This is a genomic window from Actinomadura sp. NPDC047616, assembly GCF_040642915.1.
In the GTDB taxonomy this organism is placed as follows: Bacteria; Actinomycetota; Actinomycetes; order Streptosporangiales; family Streptosporangiaceae; genus Spirillospora; species Spirillospora miaoliensis.
The window spans coordinates 108,309-129,775 of record NZ_JBEYTB010000007.1 but is presented as its reverse complement, the minus strand read 5'-3'; the positions used below and the strand labels follow the sequence as shown (position 1 = coordinate 129,775).

The 21,467-nt window shown below is 74.9% G+C and carries 20 protein-coding genes; 6 read left to right on the top strand and 14 right to left on the bottom strand.

The window, feature by feature from the left end:
• Positions 1-8: 8 nt before the first annotated feature.
• From ABZ801_RS18420 to ABZ801_RS18405, 4 genes are all read right to left on the bottom strand, one after another.
• Positions 9-1,442, bottom strand: coding sequence for an aldehyde dehydrogenase (locus ABZ801_RS18420; RefSeq protein ID WP_360699063.1), 1,434 nt, complete (start codon positions 1,440-1,442; stop codon positions 9-11).
• 149 nt (positions 1,443-1,591) lie between these two features.
• A complete protein-coding gene (locus tag ABZ801_RS18415; protein WP_360699061.1) occupies positions 1,592-2,107 on the bottom strand; it encodes a dCMP deaminase in 516 nt (171 codons plus the stop codon).
• Positions 2,107-2,790, bottom strand: coding sequence for a dihydrofolate reductase family protein (locus tag ABZ801_RS18410; RefSeq protein ID WP_344956448.1), 684 nt, complete (start codon positions 2,788-2,790; stop codon positions 2,107-2,109). The genes ABZ801_RS18415 and ABZ801_RS18410 overlap by 1 nt, the downstream gene beginning before the upstream one ends.
• Before the next feature lie 69 nt (positions 2,791-2,859).
• On the bottom strand, positions 2,860-3,777 hold the full coding sequence (locus ABZ801_RS18405) for an MBL fold metallo-hydrolase (RefSeq protein WP_360699059.1): 918 nt from the start codon (positions 3,775-3,777) through the stop codon (positions 2,860-2,862).
• Between the two features lie 135 nt (positions 3,778-3,912).
• On the opposite strand from ABZ801_RS18405, the gene ABZ801_RS18400 reads away from it, so the two are divergent.
• A complete protein-coding gene (locus ABZ801_RS18400) occupies positions 3,913-5,067 on the top strand; it encodes an exonuclease SbcCD subunit D (protein ID WP_360699057.1) in 1,155 nt (384 codons plus the stop codon).
• Positions 5,068-5,123: 56 nt separating this feature from the next.
• Positions 5,124-8,156, top strand: a complete 3,033-nt coding sequence (locus tag ABZ801_RS18395) for an SMC family ATPase (protein ID WP_360699055.1) — start codon at positions 5,124-5,126, stop codon at positions 8,154-8,156.
• A 9-nt stretch (positions 8,157-8,165) separates the two neighbouring features.
• On the opposite strand, the gene ABZ801_RS18390 is transcribed toward ABZ801_RS18395, so the two are convergent.
• The 5 genes from ABZ801_RS18390 to ABZ801_RS18370 form a co-directional block, all read right to left on the bottom strand.
• Entirely contained in the window at positions 8,166-8,960 is a 795-nt protein-coding gene (locus ABZ801_RS18390; RefSeq protein WP_344959142.1) for an SAM-dependent methyltransferase, read from the bottom strand.
• A gap of 145 nt (positions 8,961-9,105) precedes the next feature.
• Complete coding sequence (locus ABZ801_RS18385) at positions 9,106-9,426, bottom strand: co-chaperone GroES (RefSeq protein WP_344959140.1); 321 nt, start codon at positions 9,424-9,426, stop codon at positions 9,106-9,108.
• Positions 9,427-9,435: 9 nt separating this feature from the next.
• Positions 9,436-10,359: an NAD-dependent epimerase/dehydratase family protein gene (locus ABZ801_RS18380; RefSeq protein ID WP_360699052.1), complete on the bottom strand. Its 924-nt coding sequence runs from the start codon at positions 10,357-10,359 to the stop codon at positions 9,436-9,438.
• A 91-nt stretch (positions 10,360-10,450) separates the two neighbouring features.
• Complete coding sequence (locus ABZ801_RS18375) at positions 10,451-11,218, bottom strand: SDR family oxidoreductase (protein ID WP_360699051.1); 768 nt, start codon at positions 11,216-11,218, stop codon at positions 10,451-10,453.
• An 18-nt stretch (positions 11,219-11,236) separates the two neighbouring features.
• Positions 11,237-12,727 (bottom strand): NAD(P)/FAD-dependent oxidoreductase, encoded by a 1,491-nt coding sequence (locus ABZ801_RS18370; protein WP_360699049.1) that lies wholly within the window; start codon positions 12,725-12,727, stop codon positions 11,237-11,239.
• Positions 12,728-12,833: 106 nt separating this feature from the next.
• On the opposite strand from ABZ801_RS18370, the gene ABZ801_RS18365 reads away from it, so the two are divergent.
• Together ABZ801_RS18365 and ABZ801_RS18360 are read left to right on the top strand one after the other, a co-directional pair.
• Complete coding sequence (locus ABZ801_RS18365; protein WP_360699047.1) at positions 12,834-14,711, top strand: DUF4132 domain-containing protein; 1,878 nt, start codon at positions 12,834-12,836, stop codon at positions 14,709-14,711.
• 2 nt (positions 14,712-14,713) lie between these two features.
• Positions 14,714-15,106, top strand: a complete 393-nt coding sequence (locus tag ABZ801_RS18360; RefSeq protein WP_360699045.1) for a hypothetical protein — start codon at positions 14,714-14,716, stop codon at positions 15,104-15,106.
• 37 nt (positions 15,107-15,143) lie between these two features.
• On the opposite strand, the gene ABZ801_RS18355 is transcribed toward ABZ801_RS18360, so the two are convergent.
• Positions 15,144-15,839, bottom strand: coding sequence for a DNA-binding response regulator (locus ABZ801_RS18355; RefSeq protein WP_360699043.1), 696 nt, complete (start codon positions 15,837-15,839; stop codon positions 15,144-15,146).
• 75 nt (positions 15,840-15,914) lie between these two features.
• Here ABZ801_RS18355 and ABZ801_RS18350 point away from each other — a divergent pair, with 75 nt between their 5' ends.
• Positions 15,915-16,796 carry an oxidoreductase gene (locus ABZ801_RS18350; protein ID WP_360699041.1) on the top strand — a complete coding sequence of 294 codons (882 nt, stop codon included), beginning with the start codon at positions 15,915-15,917 and terminating at the stop codon, positions 16,794-16,796.
• An 89-nt stretch (positions 16,797-16,885) separates the two neighbouring features.
• Here ABZ801_RS18350 and ABZ801_RS18345 read toward each other — a convergent pair whose 3' ends face one another.
• Both ABZ801_RS18345 and ABZ801_RS18340 read right to left on the bottom strand, forming a co-directional pair.
• Positions 16,886-17,611 (bottom strand): maleylpyruvate isomerase family mycothiol-dependent enzyme, encoded by a 726-nt coding sequence (locus ABZ801_RS18345; protein ID WP_360699039.1) that lies wholly within the window; start codon positions 17,609-17,611, stop codon positions 16,886-16,888.
• Positions 17,612-17,706: 95 nt separating this feature from the next.
• Complete coding sequence (locus tag ABZ801_RS18340; protein WP_360699036.1) at positions 17,707-18,702, bottom strand: diacylglycerol kinase family protein; 996 nt, start codon at positions 18,700-18,702, stop codon at positions 17,707-17,709.
• Between the two features lie 130 nt (positions 18,703-18,832).
• Between ABZ801_RS18340 and ABZ801_RS18335 the strand changes: the two genes are divergently transcribed.
• Positions 18,833-19,843: an alpha/beta hydrolase family protein gene (locus ABZ801_RS18335; protein WP_360699526.1), complete on the top strand. Its 1,011-nt coding sequence runs from the start codon at positions 18,833-18,835 to the stop codon at positions 19,841-19,843.
• 51 nt (positions 19,844-19,894) lie between these two features.
• On the opposite strand, the gene ABZ801_RS18330 is transcribed toward ABZ801_RS18335, so the two are convergent.
• Together ABZ801_RS18330 and ABZ801_RS18325 are read right to left on the bottom strand one after the other, a co-directional pair.
• Positions 19,895-21,037, bottom strand: coding sequence for a cation diffusion facilitator family transporter (locus tag ABZ801_RS18330; protein ID WP_360699034.1), 1,143 nt, complete (start codon positions 21,035-21,037; stop codon positions 19,895-19,897).
• A complete protein-coding gene (locus tag ABZ801_RS18325) occupies positions 21,034-21,426 on the bottom strand; it encodes a metalloregulator ArsR/SmtB family transcription factor (protein WP_344959118.1) in 393 nt (130 codons plus the stop codon). Before ABZ801_RS18325 ends, ABZ801_RS18330 begins: the two co-directional genes overlap by 4 nt.
• Positions 21,427-21,467 lie beyond the last annotated feature (41 nt).

Below are 21,467 nucleotides of genomic sequence, written 5' to 3'. Positions count from 1 at the left end.
CGCCGGAATCAGGACGGCCGGGGAATGGCCTTGTGCTCCAGATACGCCTCCAGCCCCTCGGGGCCGAGCTCGCGTCCCAGGCCGCTGTCCTTGAAGCCGCCGAACGGCGTGTTGGGGTCGAGCACGTAGAGGTTGACGCCGCAGCTTCCCGTGCGGATGCGGCGGGCGACCTCGACGCCGTGGTCGACGTCGGCCGTCCACACCGAGCCGCCCAGGCCGTAGGCGCTGTCGTTGGCGATGCGCACGGCGTCGTCCTCGTCCTCGTAGGGGATCAGCGCCAGCACCGGGCCGAAGATCTCCTCCTGGGCGATGCGCATGTCGTTGCGGACGCCGGCGAACACCGTGGGCGCCACGTACCAGCCGCGGTCGTGCGGCCGGTTCAGCCCGCCGGTGATGATCTTGGCGCCCTCGTCCTGGCCGATCCGGATGTAGTTCTCCACCCGGTCCTGCTGCCGCCGCGCCACCAGCGGGCCGATCTCGGTGCCGTAGTCGGCCGGGTCGCCCACGGTCAGCCCGCCGACCATGGCGGCCAGGGCGTCGGCGACCTCGTCGTAGCGGCTGCGCGGCGCCAGGATGCGGGTCTGCGCCGCGCACGCCTCGCCGTTGTTCATCAGCGACGCCATCTTCAGGCCCTCGACGGTGGCGGCCAGGTCGGCGTCCTCCAGGATGATCGCCGCGGACTTGCCGCCCAGCTCCAGCGTGACGCGCCGCAGCTTCTCCCCGCACACCGCGCCGATCCGCCGTCCGGCCGCGGTGGACCCGGTGAACGCCACCTTGTCGACGTCGGGGTGCGCGACCAGGTACGCGCCGACCTCCCGTCCCGCCGGGACGATGTTGACCACGCCCTCGGGGACGCCCGCCTCCTTGATCCACTCGGCCAGCACGTAGGCGTCCAGCGGCGCCTCCGGGGACGGCTTGGCCACCACGGTGCAGCCCGCGAGCAGCGCGGGCGCCAGCTTCAGCATCAGCGTGAACTGCGGGACGTTCCACGGGTAGATCGCCGCGACCACGCCGACCGGCTCGCGCGTCACGGTGACCGGGCCGAGCATGCCCGCGCGCTCGTCCTCCCAGGCGTACCCGTCGGCCAGGTTCACGTAGTACTGCAGCACCATCTGCGCCATGGCGGCCTGCCCGAACACCGAGAACAGGATGGGCGAGCCCATCTCCTCGGTGATCAGGTCGGCCATCTCCTGCTGCCGCTCGGCGTAGATCGCCGCCAGCCGGCCGAGGATCGCGGCGCGTTCGGCGGGCGTCATGCGCGGCCAGGGCCCGTGGTCGAACGCGCGGCGGGCGGCGGCCACGGCGGCGTCGATGTCGGCCTCGGTGCCCTCGGGCACGCGCCCGACCACCTCCTCGGTGTGCGGGGAGACGACCTCGATGGTGCCGGTGCCGGCCGGGGCGGCCCAGTCGCCGTCGATGAACAGCCGATCGTGCTCGCGCATGCCGCCGCACCTCCGCGGGGTGTTGACCGAATGCTTGCTTGGTCACAGCATGGCATGCCGCCCCCCGGGATTGGCAAGAGCCGGATGAGACTCGCGTCTCACCCCCGTGGTCTCACGCCCGTCGACTCACGCCCGCGTCATGGCGGGCGCTACGGCAGCAGGTGGGCGTTCGGCTCGCGGGCGCGGCCGGCCAGCTCGGGCAGCTCGACGACCCGCACGCCCTTCGCGCGCAGCAGCTCCCCGCCCTCGCCCTCGACGAACAGCGACGGCTCGCGCCAGGCGAACACCACCCGCGGGATCCCGGCCGCCAGGATCAGGTCCGCGCAGGTGCGGGGACGGGACCGGCGCCGCCCGCACGGCTCCAGCGAGCTGTAGAGGGTGGCGCCGGCGAGCCGCGCCCGCACCGGCGCGGGCGGCCCGGCCCACGGATCGGCGCCGAGCTTGGCCAGGGCGGTCTCCTCGGCGTGCGCGTGCGGGTCGGCCTCCCGGGAGAAGCCCCGGGCCAGCTCCCGGCCGTCCGCGTCGACGATCACCGCGCCGACCGAGAACGCCGTGGCCGACGGCGGGCACAACGCGGCCAGGTCGCAGGCCAGCGCCAGCCAGCGCAGGTCGTCCCCGCGCCGGGTGGCGGGCGGCTGCGCGGCCGGCGGGGCGGCGCCGTCCATCAGCGGCCGCCGCCCGCCAGATAGCGCAGCAGCACCAGGTCGCCGATGCGGGTGACCTCCTCCAGCCGCATCGGCGCCGCCGGGCTCTGCGGGTACACCCCGGCGCCGACGAACCGCGGCGCCGCCGGGTCGCCGATGAAGAACGGCGCCACCACCAGCTGCAGCTCGTCCACCAGCCCCGCGGTCAGGAAACGGGTGTGGACGCCGCCCCCGCCCTCGACCATCAGCCGCCGCACGCCGCGCCGCGCCAGGTCGCCCAGCAGCGCCGGGAGGCTCACCGGGTCGCCCGCGTCGACGACCTCGGCGCGTCCGGCCAGCCGTTCGGCCAGCCCGGGCGCGATGCCGGACGGCGCGTACACCAGCTTGGGCGACTCCCCGGTGGTGAAGAACCGGGCGTCCGGGTCGAGGTCGCCGCCGGCTGTCACCGTGACCTTGGTCAGGTCGGGCGGCAGGCCGCGCCGCACCCGCTGCTCGCGCCGGGCCTCGGAACGCACGAGCAGCCTGGGGTCGTCCTGCCGCACGGTGCCCGCCCCGACCATGATGGCGTCGCAGCCGGCGCGCACGGCGTCCACGCGGTCCCAGTCGGCGGCGGTGGACAGCCGCAGCCGGTCCGGGCTCGCGTCGTCGATGTAACCGTCCACCGACATCGCGCAGCTCAACAGCACGTAGGGACGCTCGCTCACGCCGGTAACCCTAAGGCAGGCGCCGCGGCCCCGAGCCCACCGGAGGCGCGCCCGGCGACGCCCGGCCGGTCAGGCCAGGCAGGTGGGGGCCTGACCGCCGTTGTACTCCACCATCTCCAGCATGGCGGTCATGGTGTCCAGGGGGGCGCCGGGCGGTTCGCCGCGCCGCTCGGCGTAGGCGCGGTGCAGGTTGCCGACGAGCCGTTCGGAGTCGGTCAGGCCGGCGAACTCGCCCAGGTCGGTCTCGCGGGCGGCCTCCAGCGGCGACAGCCCGGCCTCGGCGCCGTGCCGCGCCACGTCCTGGACCCAGCGCAGGTACGCCTCGGCGCGGTCGAACAGCTCCGGCCCGCCGACGGGGCCGTGCCCGGGCAGGACGGTCTCGGCGCCGAGCGCCCGCAGCCGGTCCAGCGCGGCCAGGCTGCCCGCGACCGACCCCCACAGCACGAACGGGGTGCCGCCGTTGAACACCACGTCACCGGCCAGCAGCAGCCGGTGCTCGGGCACCCACGCCACGATGTCGTTGTCGGTGTGCGCCGGCCCCACGAAGATCAGCTCGACCTCCAGCTCGCCCACCCGCAGGGTCAGCCGGTCGGGGAACGTCACCGTGGGCGGCGTGACCTCCACCTCGCCCCACTCGACGTGCGGCCACAACAGGGTCAGCAGCAGCCCCTGCTCGGCCATGGCGGCGGGGCACGCGTCGTGCCCGATGATCAACGCGTCCCGGGCGAACAGCCCGTTGCCGTAGGTGTGGTCGCCGTGGTGGTGGGTGTTGACGACGGTGCGCGGCGGCAGCGCGGTCACCGAGGCGATCGCCTCGCGCAGCCCGCGGGCGCGCCGCTCGGTGGCGGCCGTGTCGACCAGCGTCACCGCGTCCGGCCCGACGAGGAACGCGGCGTTGTTCAGGCACCAGGTGCCGTCCGGCTGCAGGTAGGCGTAGATCCGGTCGGCGATCTCCTCCAGGCGGGGCGGCGGGGCCGTGCGCATCATCGCTCCTTCGGGCCGAGGCCGGGCTCACGCGGGGACCACGCTACGCGCGTCCGGCGGTGACGGGGGTGATCCTTTGGGGTTTGTCGGCGTTTCTGTGCCAGATGTGTCGGAGGTGGCGCCTATGGTGGCCGGGACATGCGATTTCTCCACACCTCCGACTGGCATCTGGGCAGATCCTTCCACCGCGAGGACCTGCTGGCCGCCCAGGGCACGTTCGTCGACCACCTGGTCGAGACCGCGCGGTCGGAACGCGTGGACGCCGTGCTGGTCTCGGGCGACGTCTACGACCGCGCGCTGCCGTCCGTGGACGCGGTGCGGCTGGCCGACGAGGCCCTGGCGCGGCTGCGCGAGGTCGCCCGCGTGGTGCTGATCTCCGGCAACCACGACTCGGCGCGGCGGCTCGGCTTCGGCGCGGGGCTGATGGACGCCTCCGGCGTGCACCTGCGGACCGACCCGGCGGCGGTCGGCGAGCCGGTGCTGATCGGCGGCGTGGCGGTCTACGGCATCCCGTACCTGGAGCCCGACCTGGTGCGCGGCGACTGGAAGCTGGACGAGCGCGGGCACGCCGCCGCGCTCACCGCCGCGATGCGCCGCATCCGCGCCGACCTGGCCGGGCGCGCGCCGGGCACCCGCTCGGTGGTGCTGGCGCACGCGTTCGTCACCGGCGGCGAGGCCCCGGAACCGGAGACCAGCGACAGCGAGCGCGACATCTCGGTGGGCGGCGCGGCGAACGTGCCGGCCGGGGTGTTCGACGGCATCGACTACGTGGCGCTGGGCCACCTGCACGGGCGGCAGCGGGTGACCGAGCGGGTCCGCTACTCCGGCTCGCCGCTGGCCTACTCGTTCTCCGAGGAGCACCACGTCAAGGGCTCGTGGCTGGTCGACCTGGCCGACGACGGCACGGTGACGGCCGAGTTCGCCGAGGCGCCCGTGCCGCGCCGCCTCAGGCGGCTGCCCCCCGCCCGCATCGACGACCTGCTGACCGATCCGCGGTACGACGCCTACCGCGACCACTGGCTGCAGATCACTCTCACCGATCCGAACCGGCCCGCCGCCGCCATGGAGCGGCTGCGCCGCCGCTTCCCGCACGTCCTGGTGCTGGGCCACGCCCCTGAGGGCGGCGACGAGCGGCCCGAGCGCACCTGGTCCGAGCGGGTGCGGGAGAAGTCCGAGACCGACATCGCCGGCGACTTCGTGGCCGAGGTGACCGGCGCTCCGGCCGGCGACGCCGAACGCGCGCTGCTGTACGAGGCGTTCGAGGCCTGCCGCCAGAAGGAGGCCCAGGCGTGAGCGAAGAGGGCACGGCGTGAGCGAGGACGGCACGGCGTGAGCGAAGGGGGCGGGGCATGAGGCTGCACCGGCTGGAGATCACCGCGTTCGGGCCGTTCTCCGGCACCGAACGGATCGACTTCGACGCGCTGTCGGACGCGGGCCTGTTCCTCATCCAGGGGCAGACCGGCGCGGGCAAGACCAGCATCCTGGACGCGGTGTGCTTCGCGCTGTACGGGCAGGTGCCCGGCGCCCGCAGCCGCAACGATGCCACCGGCCTGCGCAGCGACCACGCCCCTCCCGGCACGGCCCCGCAGGTGGTGCTGGAGACCACGATCCGGGGGCGGCGGCTGCGCGTCACCCGGTCGCCCAGGTGGGAGCGGCCCAAGCTGCGCGGCCAGGGCACCCGGGTCGAGCAGGCCAAGGTCACGCTGGAGGAGTTCGAACGGGGCCGGTGGGTGGCGCTGTCCACCCGGCTGGACGAGGCGGGCGACCTGATCGGGCGGCTGCTGGGCATGACGCGCGACCAGTTCTGCCAGGTGGCGATGCTGCCGCAGGGGGAGTTCGCCGGGTTCCTGCGCGCCAAGGCCGACGAGCGCCGCGAGGTGCTGGAACGGCTGTTCGCCGCCGAGGTCTTCACCCAGGTGGAGAAGTGGCTGGCCGACCGCCGCCGCGACACCCACCGCGAGGCCGCCGACCTGCGCGCCGACGCCGAGTCGATCGCCGACCGCGTCGCCGAGATCAGCGGCTCGGCGTCGCCGCGCCAGGCCGCGCGCCCCCTCGTCCCCGCGCCCCGGCAGGGCGAACCCGCCCCCGAGCCCCTCGAAGACGTCGAGGTGCTGCCCGCGTGGGCCGCCGAGCTGGAGGCCCACGCGGCCGACGTTCTCGCGGTCACCGAGGGCCTGCTCGCTGAGACCCGCGAGAGGCTGGCGGCCGCGCGCGCCGCCGCCGACCGGGGCCATGCGCTGCACGAGCTGCGGCAGCGGCACGCCGAGGCGGTGCGCCGCCGCGCCGCCCTGGAGGAGCAGGCCGCCCAGCGCGCCGCGCTCGCCGAGCGGCTCGACACCGCCGCCCGGGCCGACCGCGTGCTGCCGCTGATCCGCGAGGCCGCGGGCCGGCATCGGCAGGCCGAGCGGGCCCGCGCCCGCGCCGCCGAGGCCCGCGCCCGGGTCGGCGCGCTGGTGCCGCCGGGCGCCGCCGAGGACGTGCTCGTCAAGGCCGAACGCGACCGCCGCGACGAGATCGCCGCCCTGGACGGCAGGCGCGCCGACGCTCAGCGGCTGCGGGGCATCGGCGACGAACGCGCCGAGCTGGCGCGCGAGCTGCAACGACTGGAGCAGGAGGAGGCGCGGCTCGCCGACGCCCTGGAGGCGCTGCCCGGCGTCGTCGACGAGCTGCGGGCGCGGCTGGACGACGCCCGCATCGCCGCCGCCGGGCGTCCCGGCGCCCAGGCCGCCGTGGACGAGGCCGCCCGCCGCGTGGAGGCCGCCGAACGCCGCGACCTGGTGACCGGGCAGCTCGCCGACGCCGAGAACGCGCACCGAGACGCCGTCGACGCCGCGCAGGAGGCCCGCGACCGGCTCCAGGAGCTGCGGCAGGCCCGGCTGGACGGCATGGCCGCCGCGCTCGCCCACGACCTGCGGCCGGGCGAGCCGTGCCGGGTGTGCGGGTCGCGCGAGCATCCCGAGCCCGCCGCGTCCCCCGGCCCGGTCCCCGGCGAGGACGACGAGGAACGCGCCCAGGCGGCCTACGAGCACGCCCAGCGGCGGCGTGAGACGGCCGCCGTGAAGGTCGAGTCGCTGCGCGCCGAGCTGGACGCCAAGCTGGAGGTCGCCGGTGAGACGCCCGTCGCCGCGCTGGCCGCCGAGCTGGACGCGGCCGAACGCGCCCTGGCCGGGCTGACCGCCCGCGCCGCCGAGGCCGACCGCCTGGAGGCCGAGCTGCGCCGCCGCGAGCAGGACCTCGACCAGGCGCGCACCGGCCTCGACCAGGCCAGGAACGCCCTCACCGAGGGCCGTGCCCGCGACCGCGAACGGGCCGCCGAGCAGGCCCGCCTGCGCGCCGGGCTCGACGCCGCACGCGGCGAGGACGCCACCCTGGAAGCCCGTGTGGACCGGCTGCGGGGCGAGGCCGACGCGCTCGCCGACGCCGTCCAGGCGGCGCAGGACGCCGAACGCGCCGCCGCCGAGCTGGCGTCCGCCCGCACCGCCGCCGCGCGGGCGGCGGCCGACGCGGGCTTCGCCACCCCCGACGACGCGCTCGCCGCCGAACTCGACGACGCCCGCCGCCGCGCCCTCACCCAGCAGGGCCACGAGTACGACGACCAGCTGGCCCGCGTCCGGGCGGTGCTCGACGACCCGGAGACGGCCGCCGCCGCGCAGGCCCCCGCCCCCGACCTGGCCGCGCTGCGGTCCGCGCTGGAGGCGGCCGAGGCGGCCTACACCGAGGTGGCGTCCGCCGCCGACAACGCCCGGCGCCGCCGCGACCGCCTCGCCGAGCTGCGCGCCGAGCTGGCGGCCGCCGTCGCCGCCTGGCGCCCGGCCGCGCACCGCCACGCCGTCGCCGCGCGGATGGCGGGCCTGGCCTCCGGCAAGTCGCCCGACAACCGGCGCGCCATGTCGCTGTCGGCGTACGTGCTGGCCGCGCGGCTGGAGCAGGTCGTCGCCGCCGCCAACCAGCGGCTGGCGCGCATGTCGGCGGGCCGGTACACGCTCGTCCACACCGTCGACAAGGCCGCGGGCGACCGCAGCAAGAGCGGCGGCGGGCTCGGCCTGCGCGTGGTGGACGCCTGGACCGGCCAGGCCCGCGACCCGGTCACCCTGTCGGGCGGCGAGTCGTTCATCAGCTCGCTCGCGCTGGCGCTCGGCCTGGCCGACGTGGTCACCGCCGAGGCCGGCGGCACCGAGATCAACACGCTGTTCGTCGACGAGGGCTTCGGCACCCTGGACGAGGAGACCCTCGACGAGGTGATGGACGTCCTGGACGGCCTGCGCGACGGCGGACGCGCGGTCGGCATCGTCAGCCACGTCGCCGAGCTGCGCACCCGCATCCCCGCGCAGCTGCGCCTGCGCAAGCGGCGCGAGGGGTCGACGGCGACCGTCGCGGTGTGACCGGCGGCCTCAGGGTTTGCGGGCGACGCCCGCCAGCAGCCAGCCGGACGGCCGGTCGTAGGGCCGGTCGGGGCGCCACTCGGGAGCGGGCACCAGCCCCGGCTCCACCAGCTCCAGGCCGTCGAAGTAGGCGGCCAGGCAGCCCCGGGGGCGGAAGGCCAGGGGGATGCCGCTGTCGCGCATCAGGTCGGCGGACACGGCGCGTTCGTGGTCGGTCATCGTCTCGTCGGTGAAGTCGCTCAGCGCCAGGTGGCTGCCGGGCGCCATAGCGGCGCGGAACGCGGCGACGGAGGAGTGCGCCCGCTCGGGGTCGGCGAAGTGCGACAGCACGCAGAACATCAGCACGCCGACCGGACGGGTGAAGTCGATCAGCGCGGTGACCTCGGGATGCGCCAGGATCGCGGCGGGGTCGCGGGCGTCGGCGCACACCGCCGTCGCCGTCGGCACCGCGTGCAGCAGCGCCTGGTAGTGCACCACCGCCACCGGATCATGGTCGACGTACACGACGGCGGCGCCGGGGTCCACGCCGTGGACGACCTCGTGCACGTTGCCCTTGCCGGGCAGGCCGCACCCGACGTCCAGGAACTGCCGGACGCCCGCGTCCAGCAGGAACCGCACGGCGCGCCGCATGAACTTGCGGTTCTCCCGGGGCAGCAGCCGCGCGGCGGGCAGCGCCTCGAACGCCTTGAGGGCGGTCTGCCGGTCGGGACTGTAGTTGTCCTTGCCGCCCAGCGAGAAGTCGTAGATTCGTGAGCTCGCGGGCGCGCCGAAGCGCGCGCCCGACTGTGTTCCGCGCTCTGTCATCCCGCCGCCGTTCCCTGCGCCGCCGACCCTCCAGAACCCTGGAGAAGACACATTCTGACATCTCTGAGCGACGCCGTCATGACAGTCCGAAAGGTGGCGAGACATGACGAACCGACGACGCGGCCGGCTCGGCGGGGCGGGTCCGTCAGAGGTAGAGGCCGGTGCCGTGCTCGGGACGCTCGCTGGCGATCGCGTGCAGGTCCCGCTCGCGCATGACCAGGTAGTTCTCGCCCTGGATCTCCACCTCGTACTGGTCGTCGGGGTGGAACAGCACCCGGTCGCCGACCTTGACCGTGCGCACGTGATGGCCGACGCCGCAGACCTGGCCCCACGCGAGCCGGTTGGACTGCTCCACGGTGGCCGGGATGACGATGCCGCCGGTGCTGCGCCGCTCCCCGGGCTCCTTCTCGACCTTGATCATGACACGGTCGTGAAGCATCTGGACTTCGAACTTCGGCTCGGACACGCTGGGAGTTTATCCCCCCGCGCGGGTACGGGCGGCCCACGCGTCGGCGATGATCCGCGGCAGCTCCGACCGCCGCGGCCGCCAGCCGAGGTCGTGGCGGACGGCGGTGGCGTCGGAGATCAGCATCGGCGGCTCGGGCCGCGGCGGGCGGCGCACCGTCGGCACGCGGCGGCCGGTGACCTTCTCCACGGCCGCCACCACGTCGCGGACCGACACCGCCGCGCCGCTGCCGACGTTGTAGACGCGGTCCTCGCCGGGCCGGGCGGCGGCCAGGGCGCGCACGTGCGCGTCGGCGAGATCGTCCACGTGCACGTACTCGCGGACGGCGGCGCCGTCACCGTTGATCTCCAGGTGGGGCGCCTCCCCGGCCGCCACGGCCAGCGCCCTGGGGATCAGCCGGGTCGGGTCGGGGTCGCCGCGCCCGTCCACCGACCCCGCGACGTTGAACGTGCGCAGCACCACCGCGCCGATCGCGCCGGTGCGGGCGTGGAAGCGCACCGCCTGCTCGGCCGCCAGCTTGGACGCGCCGTACGGGCTGGTGGGGGCGGGAGTCTGGTCCTCGTGGATCGGCTGCCACTCGGGCGTGCCGTAGACGGCGGCCGTCGACCCGTACACCACGCGGGTGCCGGGGGCCAGCAGGTCCAGCAGGTTCACGGTGCCCTGCACGTTGACCGCGAAGAACCGCAGCGGCTCCTCGAACGACTCGCGGACCCGCGTCAGCGCGGCCAGGTGGCACACCGCGTCGTACGGCTCGCGCAGCACGGCCTGCAGCGCGGGCGGGTCGAGCAGGTCGCCGACCAGGGGCCGCACGCCCGGCGGCAGGTCCTGGCCGGCGTCGCGGACGAGCCCGTCCACCGCGTGCCCGGCCGCCACCAGGCGCCGTCCCACCGCGTATCCGACGTATCCGGCCGCCCCCGTCACCAAGACCCGCATGGTCCCCAGGATCCACGCCGCCGGGGAACCCCCGCAACGCCGATGGCGCCGGCGCGGTGTTGATCACTCGGCCCCGGGCCCTCGGGGCGGCTCAGTCGTAGCGGCGGCCCACGCGCGACGACACCCGGCCGACGAGCGACGACGGCACCAGGCGGCTGAGCCCGACGACGGCCTTGTACTGGACGCCGGGCACGCTGACGCGCACGCCGCGGCGCAGGTCGCGCAGCGCCGTGTCGACGACCATGTCCTTGTCCAGCCACAGCGCCTCGGGGATGCCGGAGACGTCCATCCCGGCCCGCTCGTGGAACTCGGTGCGCACGAACCCCGGGCACAGCGCCATGACGCGCACGTCGTGGTCGCCGCGCGCCGCGATGTCCTCGGCGACGCCCTTGCTGAAGCTCACCACCCATGCCTTGGACGCGCCGTAGGTGCCGCGCACCAGGAACGCCGCCGTGGACGAGACGTTGACGACCCCGCCGCGGCCGCGCTCCAGCATGCCGGGCAGGGCCGCGTGGGTCAGCCGCAGCACCGCCTCGCAGTGCACCCGCAGCATCCGCAGCTCGTTGTCCAGCGGGACGTCCAGGAACCGGCCGCCGTGGCCGAACCCGGCGTTGTTGACCAGCAGGTCCACGCCGTCGCGGACGCGCCGCTCGGCCGCGGCCAGCCCCTCGTCGGCGGCCAGGTCGGCGGCGAGCACCTCGGCCCGGACCGCGTAGACGTCGCCGAGCTCGCGCGCCGCGCGTTCGAGCCGTTCGGCGTCGCGGGCCAGCAGGACCAGGTCGAATCCGTCGGACGCCAGCCGGCGGGCGAAGGCGGAACCGATCCCCGCGGTGGCGCCGGTGATGAGAGCAGTCGGCATACCCCCGACCCTATGGCGTCACCTGGGGCCGGACCGGGCCGGGGCGACGGGCCGGGCGCGTCCCGCCCGGAAGTGCCGCGGGTCGGGGCGGCGCGTGGCGCGCCGGTAGGCGAAGGTGAACCCCGGCCAGTTGTTGACGACCCTGCCGTCGGCGGTCATGTACCAGCTGGCGCAGCCGGCCTCCCACACGGTGGAGCGCATCCGCTCGCGCATCCGGCGGTCGAAGGCGTCCTGCACGTCGGGGCGCACGTCGATCCAGGCCAGGCCGGTCTCGCGCAGCGCCCGCACGCAGCCCAGCACGTACCGGAACTGCGACTCCAGCATGTAGATGATCGAGTTGTGGCCGAGGTTGGTGTACGGGCCGTACAGCAGGAACAGGTTGGGGAAGCCGCTGACGGTGATGCCCAGGTGGGCGCGGGCGCCGTCGCGCCACGCCGCGTCCAGGGTCAGGCCGTCCCGCCCCACGATCGTCATCGGCGCCAGGAAGCCGCTGGTGTGGAACCCGGTGGCGTAGACGATCACGTCGACGTCGTAGGCGGCGCGGCCGGTCTCCACGCCCGACGGGGTGATCCGCGTGATCGGGTCGGTGACCAGCTCGACGTCGGGGCGGACGAGGGCGGGATAGTAGTCGCCGGACAGCAGGATGCGCTTGCAGCCCATCGGGTAGTCGGGGACCAGCCGGGCGCGCAGCCGCGGGTCGGGGATCTGCGTGCGCAGGGTGCGCCGGAACCGCCGCGACATCAGCTTCATCAGCCCGGGGTACTTCACGAAGCCCAGCGCCCGCGACTCGTACGACGCGTAGATCCGGGCGCGGCTGAGGTCGTGCAGCGCAGGGACGGCGGCCAGCAGCGCCTTCTCCCAGGCCCGGTACTCCCGGTCCGGCTTGTCGATCACGTAGGGGGCGGACCGCTGGAACACCGTCAGCCGGCCGGCCCGCGGGGCGATCTCCGGCACGATCTGGATCGCGCTGGCGCCGGTGCCGATCACCGCGACCCGCCGGCCGGTCAGGTCGGCGCCGTGGTCCCAGCGGGCGGAGTGGAAGCTCGTCCCGGCGAAGGAGTCGCGGCCCTCGATCGCCGGCAGCGCGGGCCGGTTGAGCTGGCCGCACGCGCTGACCAGCACCCGCGCCGCCAGCTCGCCGCCGCCGGCGGTCGACACCCGCCACACGGCGGCCTCCTCGTCGAACCGCGCCTCGGTCACCTCGGTGCCGAACCTGACGCGCGGCAGCACGCCGTGCTTGCGCGCCACGTCCCACAGGTAGGCGAGGATCTCCTCCTGCGGAGGGAAGCGGCGGCTCCAGTCGGTCTTGCGCGCGAACGAGAACGAGTACAGGTGCGAGGGGACGTCGCACGCCGCGCCCGGATAGATGTTGTCCCGCCAGGTGCCGCCCAGCCCGGCGGCCTTCTCCAGGACCACCACGTCGCGCACCCCGGCCGCCAGCAGCCGGGCCGCCATGCCGATCCCGCCGAACCCGCTTCCAATGATCACGACGTCGTGCGGTGCGTCCATCTCGCCGTCCGGGTGTCGCTGCGCTGTCCGTGCCCCGAGGGTAATGACCCATCGGTCATCTGAACAGGCCCACAAAGTGTCACCGCCGCCTGCCAAGATCGACCGCATGCCGAACGAGGACGCCTCCCCGGCGGGCGCGCTCGCGCCCGCCGACGCCGGGGCGGTCGACGCCCACATGGTCCTGATGCAGGCCGTCCGCCCCACCAAGACGTGGCGCCGCCGCACGCTGGAGCTGCTGGACGAACCGGGCGTCCGCGAGCACGTGCTGGCCACCGTCCGCGGATACGCCCGGGGCGACCGCGCGGTCGCACCCCAGTGGGGCCCGCCCGACCTCCTGGAACTGGTCGTCGACGACGCCGCACGCGGCTACGTCTGGGCCGCGGCCCTGACCGGCGACCCGTCGGCGTTCACCGAGCTGGTCACGATCTTCCGGCACACGTCCTGGCTCAGCCGCGAGTACTTCGGCAACGAGCCGCTCGCCAACGCCACCGTCAACGCGCTCGGCGTCTGCGACCACCCCGAGGTCATGGCCACCCTGCGCGCCCTCGGCCGGCAGGTCGGCTACCCGGGCGGCCGCAAGCAGGTCGAGAACGCCGTGCGGGCGGCCGCCGAACGGCAGGGCCTGTCGCCCCGGCAGCTCACCGAACGCGCCGTGCCCGGCCACGGGTTCGGCAGGGACGGCTCCACGGCCTGGGAACTCGGCGGCTACCAGGGCGTCGTCGCCATCGAGGATCCCCGCACCGTGCGCCTGACGTTCACCGACGACGGCGGGCGGCTGCTGCGCACCGTCCCGGCCGCGCTCAAGGAGCCGTTCGCCGACGAGATCAGGCAGATGAAGGACCTGGCCAAGCAGGTGCGCGGCACCCTGGCGGCCGAACGCGCCCGCATCGAGGCCCTCATGGCGGCCGAGGCGACCTGGACGTACGGGGAGTGGTGCCGGTACTACCGCGACCACCCGATCACCGGCGTGGTCACGTGCGGCCTGATCTGGGAGTTCGAACGCCCCGAGGGCACCTGGGCGGCCGCCACGCCCGCCGGTTCCACGCTGGTCACGGACGACGGGGACGTGCTGCCCGAACCGGGTGAAGCGGCCCGGGTGCGGCTGTGGCATCCGCTGCGCGCCCCCGTCGCGCAGGTGCGGGCCTGGCGGACGTTCGTCACCGACAACCAGATGGTCCAGCCGTTCAAGCAGGCGTTCCGCGAGATCTACCGGCTCACCCCGGCGGAGGAGGAGACGGGCGTCTACTCCAACCGCTTCGCCGCCCACATCGTGCGCTACCGCCAGCTCTACGCGCTGTTCAAGCAGCGCGGCTGGACGGCGAACTACCTCGGCCCCTACGACGACGGTTGCACCGGGCAGGCCAAGGGGGTCCTGGCCGAAGGGGAGTGGCGCGCCCGCTTCTTCCACGAGGCGGTCGAGATGGAGGGCTACGAGCCGCCCGACTTCGCGTCCACCGACCAGGTCCGCTTCGACCGGCGCGCCGGGCGCGGCTGGCGCGAGGTGCCGCTGGCCGAGGTGCCGCCGGTGGTGTTCAGCGAGGCCATGCGGGACGTGGACCTGTTCGTCGGGGTGACCTCGGTGGCCGCCGATCCCGACTGGATCGACCGCGGGGAGGACCGCTTCGTCGACTACTGGCGGCGGGCGGGCTTCGGTGAGCTGTCGGCGAGCGCCGAGACGCGGCGGGACGCGCTGGCCCGGATCCTGCCCCGCACGAAGATCGCCGATCGGTGCGCGCTGGACGGACGGTTCCTCGTCGTGCGCGGCGACCTGCGCACCTACAAGATCCACCTGGGCTCGGCGAACATTCTGATGGATCCCGGCGATCAATATCTGTGCATCGTCCCGGGACGGGCGCGCGGCGGCACGATCTTCCTGCCGTTCGAGGACGACCGGCTGGCGCTGATCCTGTCCAAGGCCTTCCTCCTGGCCGCCGACACCAGGATCACCGACCCGTCGATCACGGAGCAGATCCGGAGGGGATGACCATGGCCGCCGTGACGTTCCGCGACGAGACCGCCACCGGAAGGGAGCTCGACGCGTTCTCCGTGGCCGGGCTGCCCGCGACGATGACCGTCCGGGAGCTGATCCGGCTGCGGGTGCGCGAGGAGGTGGCCCGGCACAACGCCCGGCCCGCCCGCCGCTTCAACGGGCTCGTGCGGCCCGACGACGCCGAGACCGAGCTGAACGGGTACCGGCTGCGGGAGGCGCGCCCCATCGACTGGGAGCGGCAGGCCGACATCGCCGAGCGGGCGTTCCTGGCCAACGGATTCTTCGTGCTCGTCGGCGACCGGCAGGCCGAGGACCTCGACGAGATCGTCGACCTCGGCGGCGACCCCGACCTGGTGTTCGTCAAGCTGGTGCCGCTCGTCGGCGGCTGACCGGCGCCGCCGGGCCCCGGCTCGCAGGGCGCGGAGCTCAGCCGGCGGCGGACCGGCGCGGGGGCGCGCCGAGCAGGCCCAGCTCGTGGGCGCGCAGGCCCGCCTGGAAGCGCGAGTCGGCGTCCAGCAGCGTCAGGATCTCCGCGACGCGGCGCCGGTAGGTCCGCAGCGACAGGCCGAGCTGCCGGGCCGCCGCCTCGTCCTTGAGACCGCCGCCGAGCAGCCGCAGGATCTGCCGGCTCTGCTCGCCCAGCGCCGGGGGCCGGGCGCGCCGGAACTCGGCCAGGTCGGCGGCCGCCTCCCAGGCCGCCTCGTACAGCGAACGCACCGAGCGCACCACGCCCGGCGAGCGCACCACCGTGTACTCCCGCACGCCCGCCACCGGCGCGCCGGCCAGCACCGCCACCTTACGGTCGATGACGATCGTCTCCTGGGGGAGCGGGGCGGTGCTGATCCGCACCGTCGCGCCGCCGCGGGACAGCTCCACCAGATGCCGCTCGGAGTCCTCGTCGTCCAGGGCGGCGGGGGTGTACAGCTTGCGGACCCTCAGGCCGGGGGGACGCTGCCAGTGCCCCGCCATGATCTGCTCCCGGACGCCCGGCGTCGCCCACGTCCGCAGGTCGGTGGCGGCGCAGACGAACTCCTCGCGCGCGTGGCCGAACAGGTGCCCGGCGCGTTCGGCCAGCTCCAGCTCGCCGCGCAGGACGACATTGCGGTCCGTGTCGGGGCTCATCACCGCACAGTGTACGGCGTGGCAGCTTGCTGCCAGCCGCTCGTTCGCGGCGGGGCCGCCAGGCAGGGTGAGGACATGACCGAAGAGATCTCCGCGGCCTCGGCCGGGCACTGGGAACTGGGCGGCGACCTGCGGGTCGCGCGCATGGGGTTCGGCGCGATGCGCCTGCCCGTCAGCACCTTGGGCGGCCCGCCGAACGACCGCGACACCGCGCTGAAGATCCTGCGCCGGGCGGTGGAGCTCGGCATCGACCACATCGACACCGCCGCGTTCTACTTCCAGGGCGACCTGGCCGCCAACGAGCTGATCCGCGCGGCCCTGCACCCGTACCCGGACGGCCTGGTGATCGCCACCAAGGTCGGCCCGTCCCGCGGCCCCGGGGACCTCGCCCCCACGGGGCAGATGCCCACCTCCGAGCTGCGCGCCGAGGTGGAGCGCAACCTGCGCGAGCTGGGCCGCGACCACCTCGACCTGGTGTACCTGCGTCCCGGCGGCCTGGAACCGCCCGGCGACGAGCCCATCGGGGAGCGCTTCGCCGTGCTGGCCGGGCTGCGCGAGGAGGGCCTGATCCGGCATCTGGGCGTCAGCCACGTGTCGGCCGCGCAGCTCGCCGAGGCCCGCGAGATCGCGCCGGTGGCGGCGGTGCAGAACCGGTTCGACGTGACGATGCCCGCCGACACCGAGCTGCTGGAGATCTGCGCGCGGGACGGGATCGCCTACGTGCCGTACTTCCCGCTCGGCGGGTTCGGGCTGCCCGAGGACGACCGCGTCGAGCGCGTCGCCCGGCGGCACGGCGCCACCACGGCGCAGGTGCTGCTGGCGGGGCTGCTGGCCCTGTCGCCCGCGATGCTCGCCATCCCGGGCACGTCCTCCCCGGCCCACCTGGAGGAGAACATTGCCGCCGCCGGGCTCCGCCTCACCGAGGACGACCTCGCCGCCCTCACCGCCACCGGCTGACCAGACGGGCCGGCGGGTCCGCCCGGCGGCGTCGCGGCCGGGCGGACCCGGCGGCCCGAGGCGGGCGCCGCCGCCCGGCCCGCGCCGCGTCAGGCCAGGCAGACGAGGGCCGTGCGCAGTTCCGGATCCAGCGGGTGATCGTCCGGCAGCCGGCCGACGGTGGCCTCGACGAAGTCGGCCGTCGACAGTTCGGCCTCCTTGGCGACCTTGCCGCCGGTTTCGCTGTCCAGCCGCACCCGGACGCCGCCGGGCACGTCCTCGACCCGGACCGGCGAGTCCTGCTCCGCCAGGACGAAACGGCCCACCCGGGCCCGCCACCGCGACCGCGCGGGCTCCTCGTCGTCCGCGACGGGCACGCCGACGTCGTCGGCGTGCGTGGCGTACTCCGAGGCGTAGTGGAAGGTCTGCAGGCCCACCGGGTACGGCCCGGCCATGGTCGGCAGCATCGCGTCGGCGCCGCGTTCGCGCATGCGGCGCCGCGTGTCGCCGTTCTGGCGGCGCCATTCGGCCAGCACGCCCGCCACCGGCAGGCCGCGGCGGGTGTCCACGCACCACTGGTTGAACCCGCCCAGCCCCTCGACGCCCTCCTTGTCCAGGCGGTTGAACAGCACGTCCAGCTCGTCGTCCAGGCAGGCGTGGTTGTACAGCTCCTCCCCGGCCAGGTGCGCCAGGACGTCCCGCACCGACCATCCCTCGCATCTGGAGGGACGGTCCCAGTCGCCGGCGCCGATCTCGGCGAAGTACGCGTCCAGCCGCCGGGCTTCACGGTCGAGGAGGTCGAACGGATCAAGGCCGCTGAGCATGTCGGATTCCATGCGGCTATGCCTCCCCCTTTAGGCGCCCCGCCGAACCGGCGGGGGCGCGCCGGTCCGCGGCGGACCCGGCCCGGGGTGCCGGCTCAGGTGCCGGCTCAGGTGTCGACGAAGGACTGCGGGACGATCACCCGCAGGGCGTTGCCGAGCAACCGCACCGTGACCGGGGTCCGGCCGCGGATCTCGCCGTCCACGTCGACCTTCATCGGCGGGTCGGTGACGATGTGCACCTCGTCGGTGGTGAGGAAGGCGTCCTCGCGCAGCGACCGCCACGGGCCGGTGAGCTGGTGCCGGGCGGTCGCCGACGCCAGCCGCAGCCGCCGCTCGTCGCCCAGCCGGTACACCGCCAGCAACCGGTCGTCGGGGCTGGCGTCGCGGGCGATGCGCCGGCCGCTGTGGTGGGCGCCGTTGGCCACGTTCAGCTGGTGCGTGCTCACCTCCTCGACGCGGTCGCCGGCGCGGACGGTGGCCCGGAACGCGGTGTGCCGGGGCAGCAGCCACGCCGCCGTCAGCGCGTACGCGGCGCGGCCGACGACCCGCTTGAGGCCGTGCGGGACCTTCTCGGCGACGTGCACCGACAGGCCCAGGCTGACCATGTTGGCGAAGATGTGGCGGCCGCCGTCGGGCTCGGGGCCCGAGCCGTCCGGCCGGGTGCCCTGCACCCAGCCCACGTCCACGTCGGCGACCTTGCCGTCGCGCAGCACCGCCACCGCGTCCGCCAGGTTCAGCGGCAGCTCCAGGCTGCGGGCGAAGTTGTTGGTGGTGCCCAGCGGCAGCACGCCCAGCGCGATGTCACGGTGCGCCAGGTGGCTGACGGCCTCGGCGACCGTGCCGTCCCCGCCGCCGACCACCACCAGGTCCGGCTCCAGGGCCAGCACGTCGGTGAAGATCTCTCCCAGCCGCCCCGGGTCGGTGACCGGGAATTCCCGCACGAACACGAGGCCCGCCGCGTCCAGCAGCTCCCGGGCGCGGTCGAGCAGGCGGCGGCCCCGCCGCGAGCGCGCGTTGACGACCAGCACGGCGCGTCCGCCGTCCCGGATCGCCGCCTGCAGCTGCGGCTTGCTGCGCAGCGCGCGTGGTCGTGTGCCGTCCATCCCGATCACCCTACCCGTCGTCCCCCGGCCGGCCGTCGCGCGTATTTTATTTCCCCATTACCCTGCGTTGAACGGCCGGTAGGCGGGGACAATTCCATAAAGCACGGCGAGAATTCGGCGGGGCGTGAAGATGTGGCGTCGCGGCTTGATCGGAATGGGCGTCCTCGCGGGGGTCACGGGGGTGCTGGCGTCGATCGCACCGGAGGGGCCCGCGCGGGTGCCCGGCCGCCGCCGCGCCCGGCCGGCCGCCACCGCCGACGACGGCGCCGCGGTGATCGGCGAACGTTCCCCGGGGCGGCGCACCCTCGACCTGACCGTCCGCTCTCCCGTCCTGGACCATCCCGCGCACGCACGGCTGCTGCTGCCCAGGGGCTGGACGCGGGACGGCTCGCGCACCTGGCCGGTGCTGTGGCTGCTGCACGGCGCGTACGGCGAGGACGGCCACACGGCCTGGACCGCCCACACCGACGTCGAAGGGCTCACCGAGGATCTGGACGTGCTCGTCGTCATGCCGGACGGCGGCCCCGGCGCCCACTACACCGACTGGTGGAACCGCGGCGACGGCGGCCCGCCCAAGTGGGAGACGTTCCACCTCACGGAACTGCGGCAGATCCTTGAACGCGGCTATGGGGCCGGGGCGGCGCGCGCCGTCGCCGGAAACGCCATGGGCGGCACGGGCGCGCTGGCGTACGCGGCGCGCCACCGGGGGCTGTTCCAGGCGGCGGCGTCGTTCAGCGGCTTCGTCCACACCCTCCACCGGGACGACGGCGGCCTGGACGTGGCCGACCTGGTGGAGCTGGGCGTGGCCGTCGGCCGGCCCGGGGCCGCCTGGACGGACGTGTGGGGCGAACCCGGCGCCCAGCGGGTGGTGTGGCGTCAGCACAACCCCTACGACCTGGCCGACCGTCTCGCCGGTGTGCGGCTGTACGTCAGCGCGGGCGACGGCGGCGGGACGCGGGGCGGCGGCCGGGGCGACGTCCTGGAAACCCTCGCGCACACCCTGACCCGGGACTTCACCGGCAAGCTCAGGAAACTGGGCATACCGGTGTCGGCCCACTTCTACGAGGGCACGCACTCCTGGACGTACTGGGAACGCGAGCTGCACGCGGCCCTGCCCGTCCTCACCGCCGTGATCACCTGAGCGTCCGGCACGGGATCGGTGGCCGGTCGGGTGGCCGGTTCAGTGGCCGGTTCAGTGGCCGCAGCGGGGGTCGGCGAGGTGGTCGTGCCGTTCACCCGAGCCGTTGACGTGCCGGGGGCCGTGCGGATCCTCGCAGTGGAAGTCGTCGGCGACGTGGTCGACCTCCAGCGTCGTGTGGGTGATCCCGTAGGAGGAGCGCAGCACGTCCTGCAGGTCGCGGCGCACCGCGTGGCAGTCGCCCCGCGGCTCCACCAGCACGTGCGCCGACAGCGCCGGGTATCCCGAGCTGACCTCCCACACGTGCAGGTCGTGCACCTCCTCCACGCAGGGGCGGCTCGCCAGCCGGGTGCCGATCTCGGTGGGGTCCACGCCCGCCGGGGCCGCCTCCATGAGCACCCGCCCGGCGTCGCGCAGCAGCCCGTACCCGGCCTTCAGCATCAGCGCGGCCACCACCAGCGAGGCGATCGCGTCGGCCCGGGTGAACCCGGCCACCCACACCACCAGTCCCGCGACCGCCGTGGACACGAACGCGAACAGGTCGTTCAGGATGTGCTGGAAGGCGCCCTCGACGTTGAGGCTGCGCCGGTCGGCCCGGCTGATCAGCCAGGTCGCGGCCAGGTTCACCGCGATTCCGGCCAGCGACGTCCAGAACACCAGGCTCCCGTCCACCTCGGGCGGCGCCACCAGCCGGCGGATCCCCTCGTAGACGAAGTAGGCCGCCAGCAGGATCAGCGTCAGCCCGTTCAGCTGCGCCGACAGGATCTCCGCCCGGCGCAGCCCGTAGGTGTAGCCGCCCTTGGGGGGACGCGCCGCGATCCGCATGGCGACCAGCGCCAGCGCGATGGCGAACGCGTCGGTCAGCATGTGCGCCGCGTCGGTGATCAGCGCCAGCGACCGGGCGGCGAACCCGACGACCACCTCACCGGCCATGAACGCCAGCAGCAGGGCCAGCGCGGCCGACAGCTGGCGCCGGTCGGCGTTCGCCGACACCGCGTGCCCATGCCCGTGCCCATGCCCGTGCCCATGCCCGTGCCCGTGCCCGTGCCCGTGCCCGTGCCCGTGCCCGTGCCCGTGCCCGTGCCCATGGCCGTGCCCGTGGTCGGGGCCGTGCTCGCCGGCGTTCCCGCGTCCCGGCAGGAAGATCCACCGGCGGGCACGCCGCTTCCCGGTGGCGTTCTCCCGCTCCGCGTTCACGCCTCGTCCTCCTGGTGGCCGACATGGGCCAGGGCGAGGTCGAGCAGCATCCGGACGTGCGAGTCGGCCAGCCGGTAGTAGGCCATGCGCCCGGAGCGGCGGGCCCGCACCACCCCGCTGGCGCGCAGCAGCCGCAGGGCGTGGGAGACCCCGGACTCCGAATGCCCGCACGCGGCCGCGATGTCGCACACGCACATCTCGCCGCCCTCCAGCAGCGCCGTGATGATCCGCAGCCGCCCCGGATCCGCCAGCAGCCCGAACACGTGCGCCAGCTCGGTGATCTTGTCGTCGGCGGGCAGGGCCGCGGTGACCACGGCGACCTTCTCCGGGTCCACCACCCGTACCGCGCACCCGTCGGCGGCCGCACGGACATCTGAAGCGCTGCTCATATGAGCAAATATAGCCCACGGTCGAACGCCGGCCCGGGCGG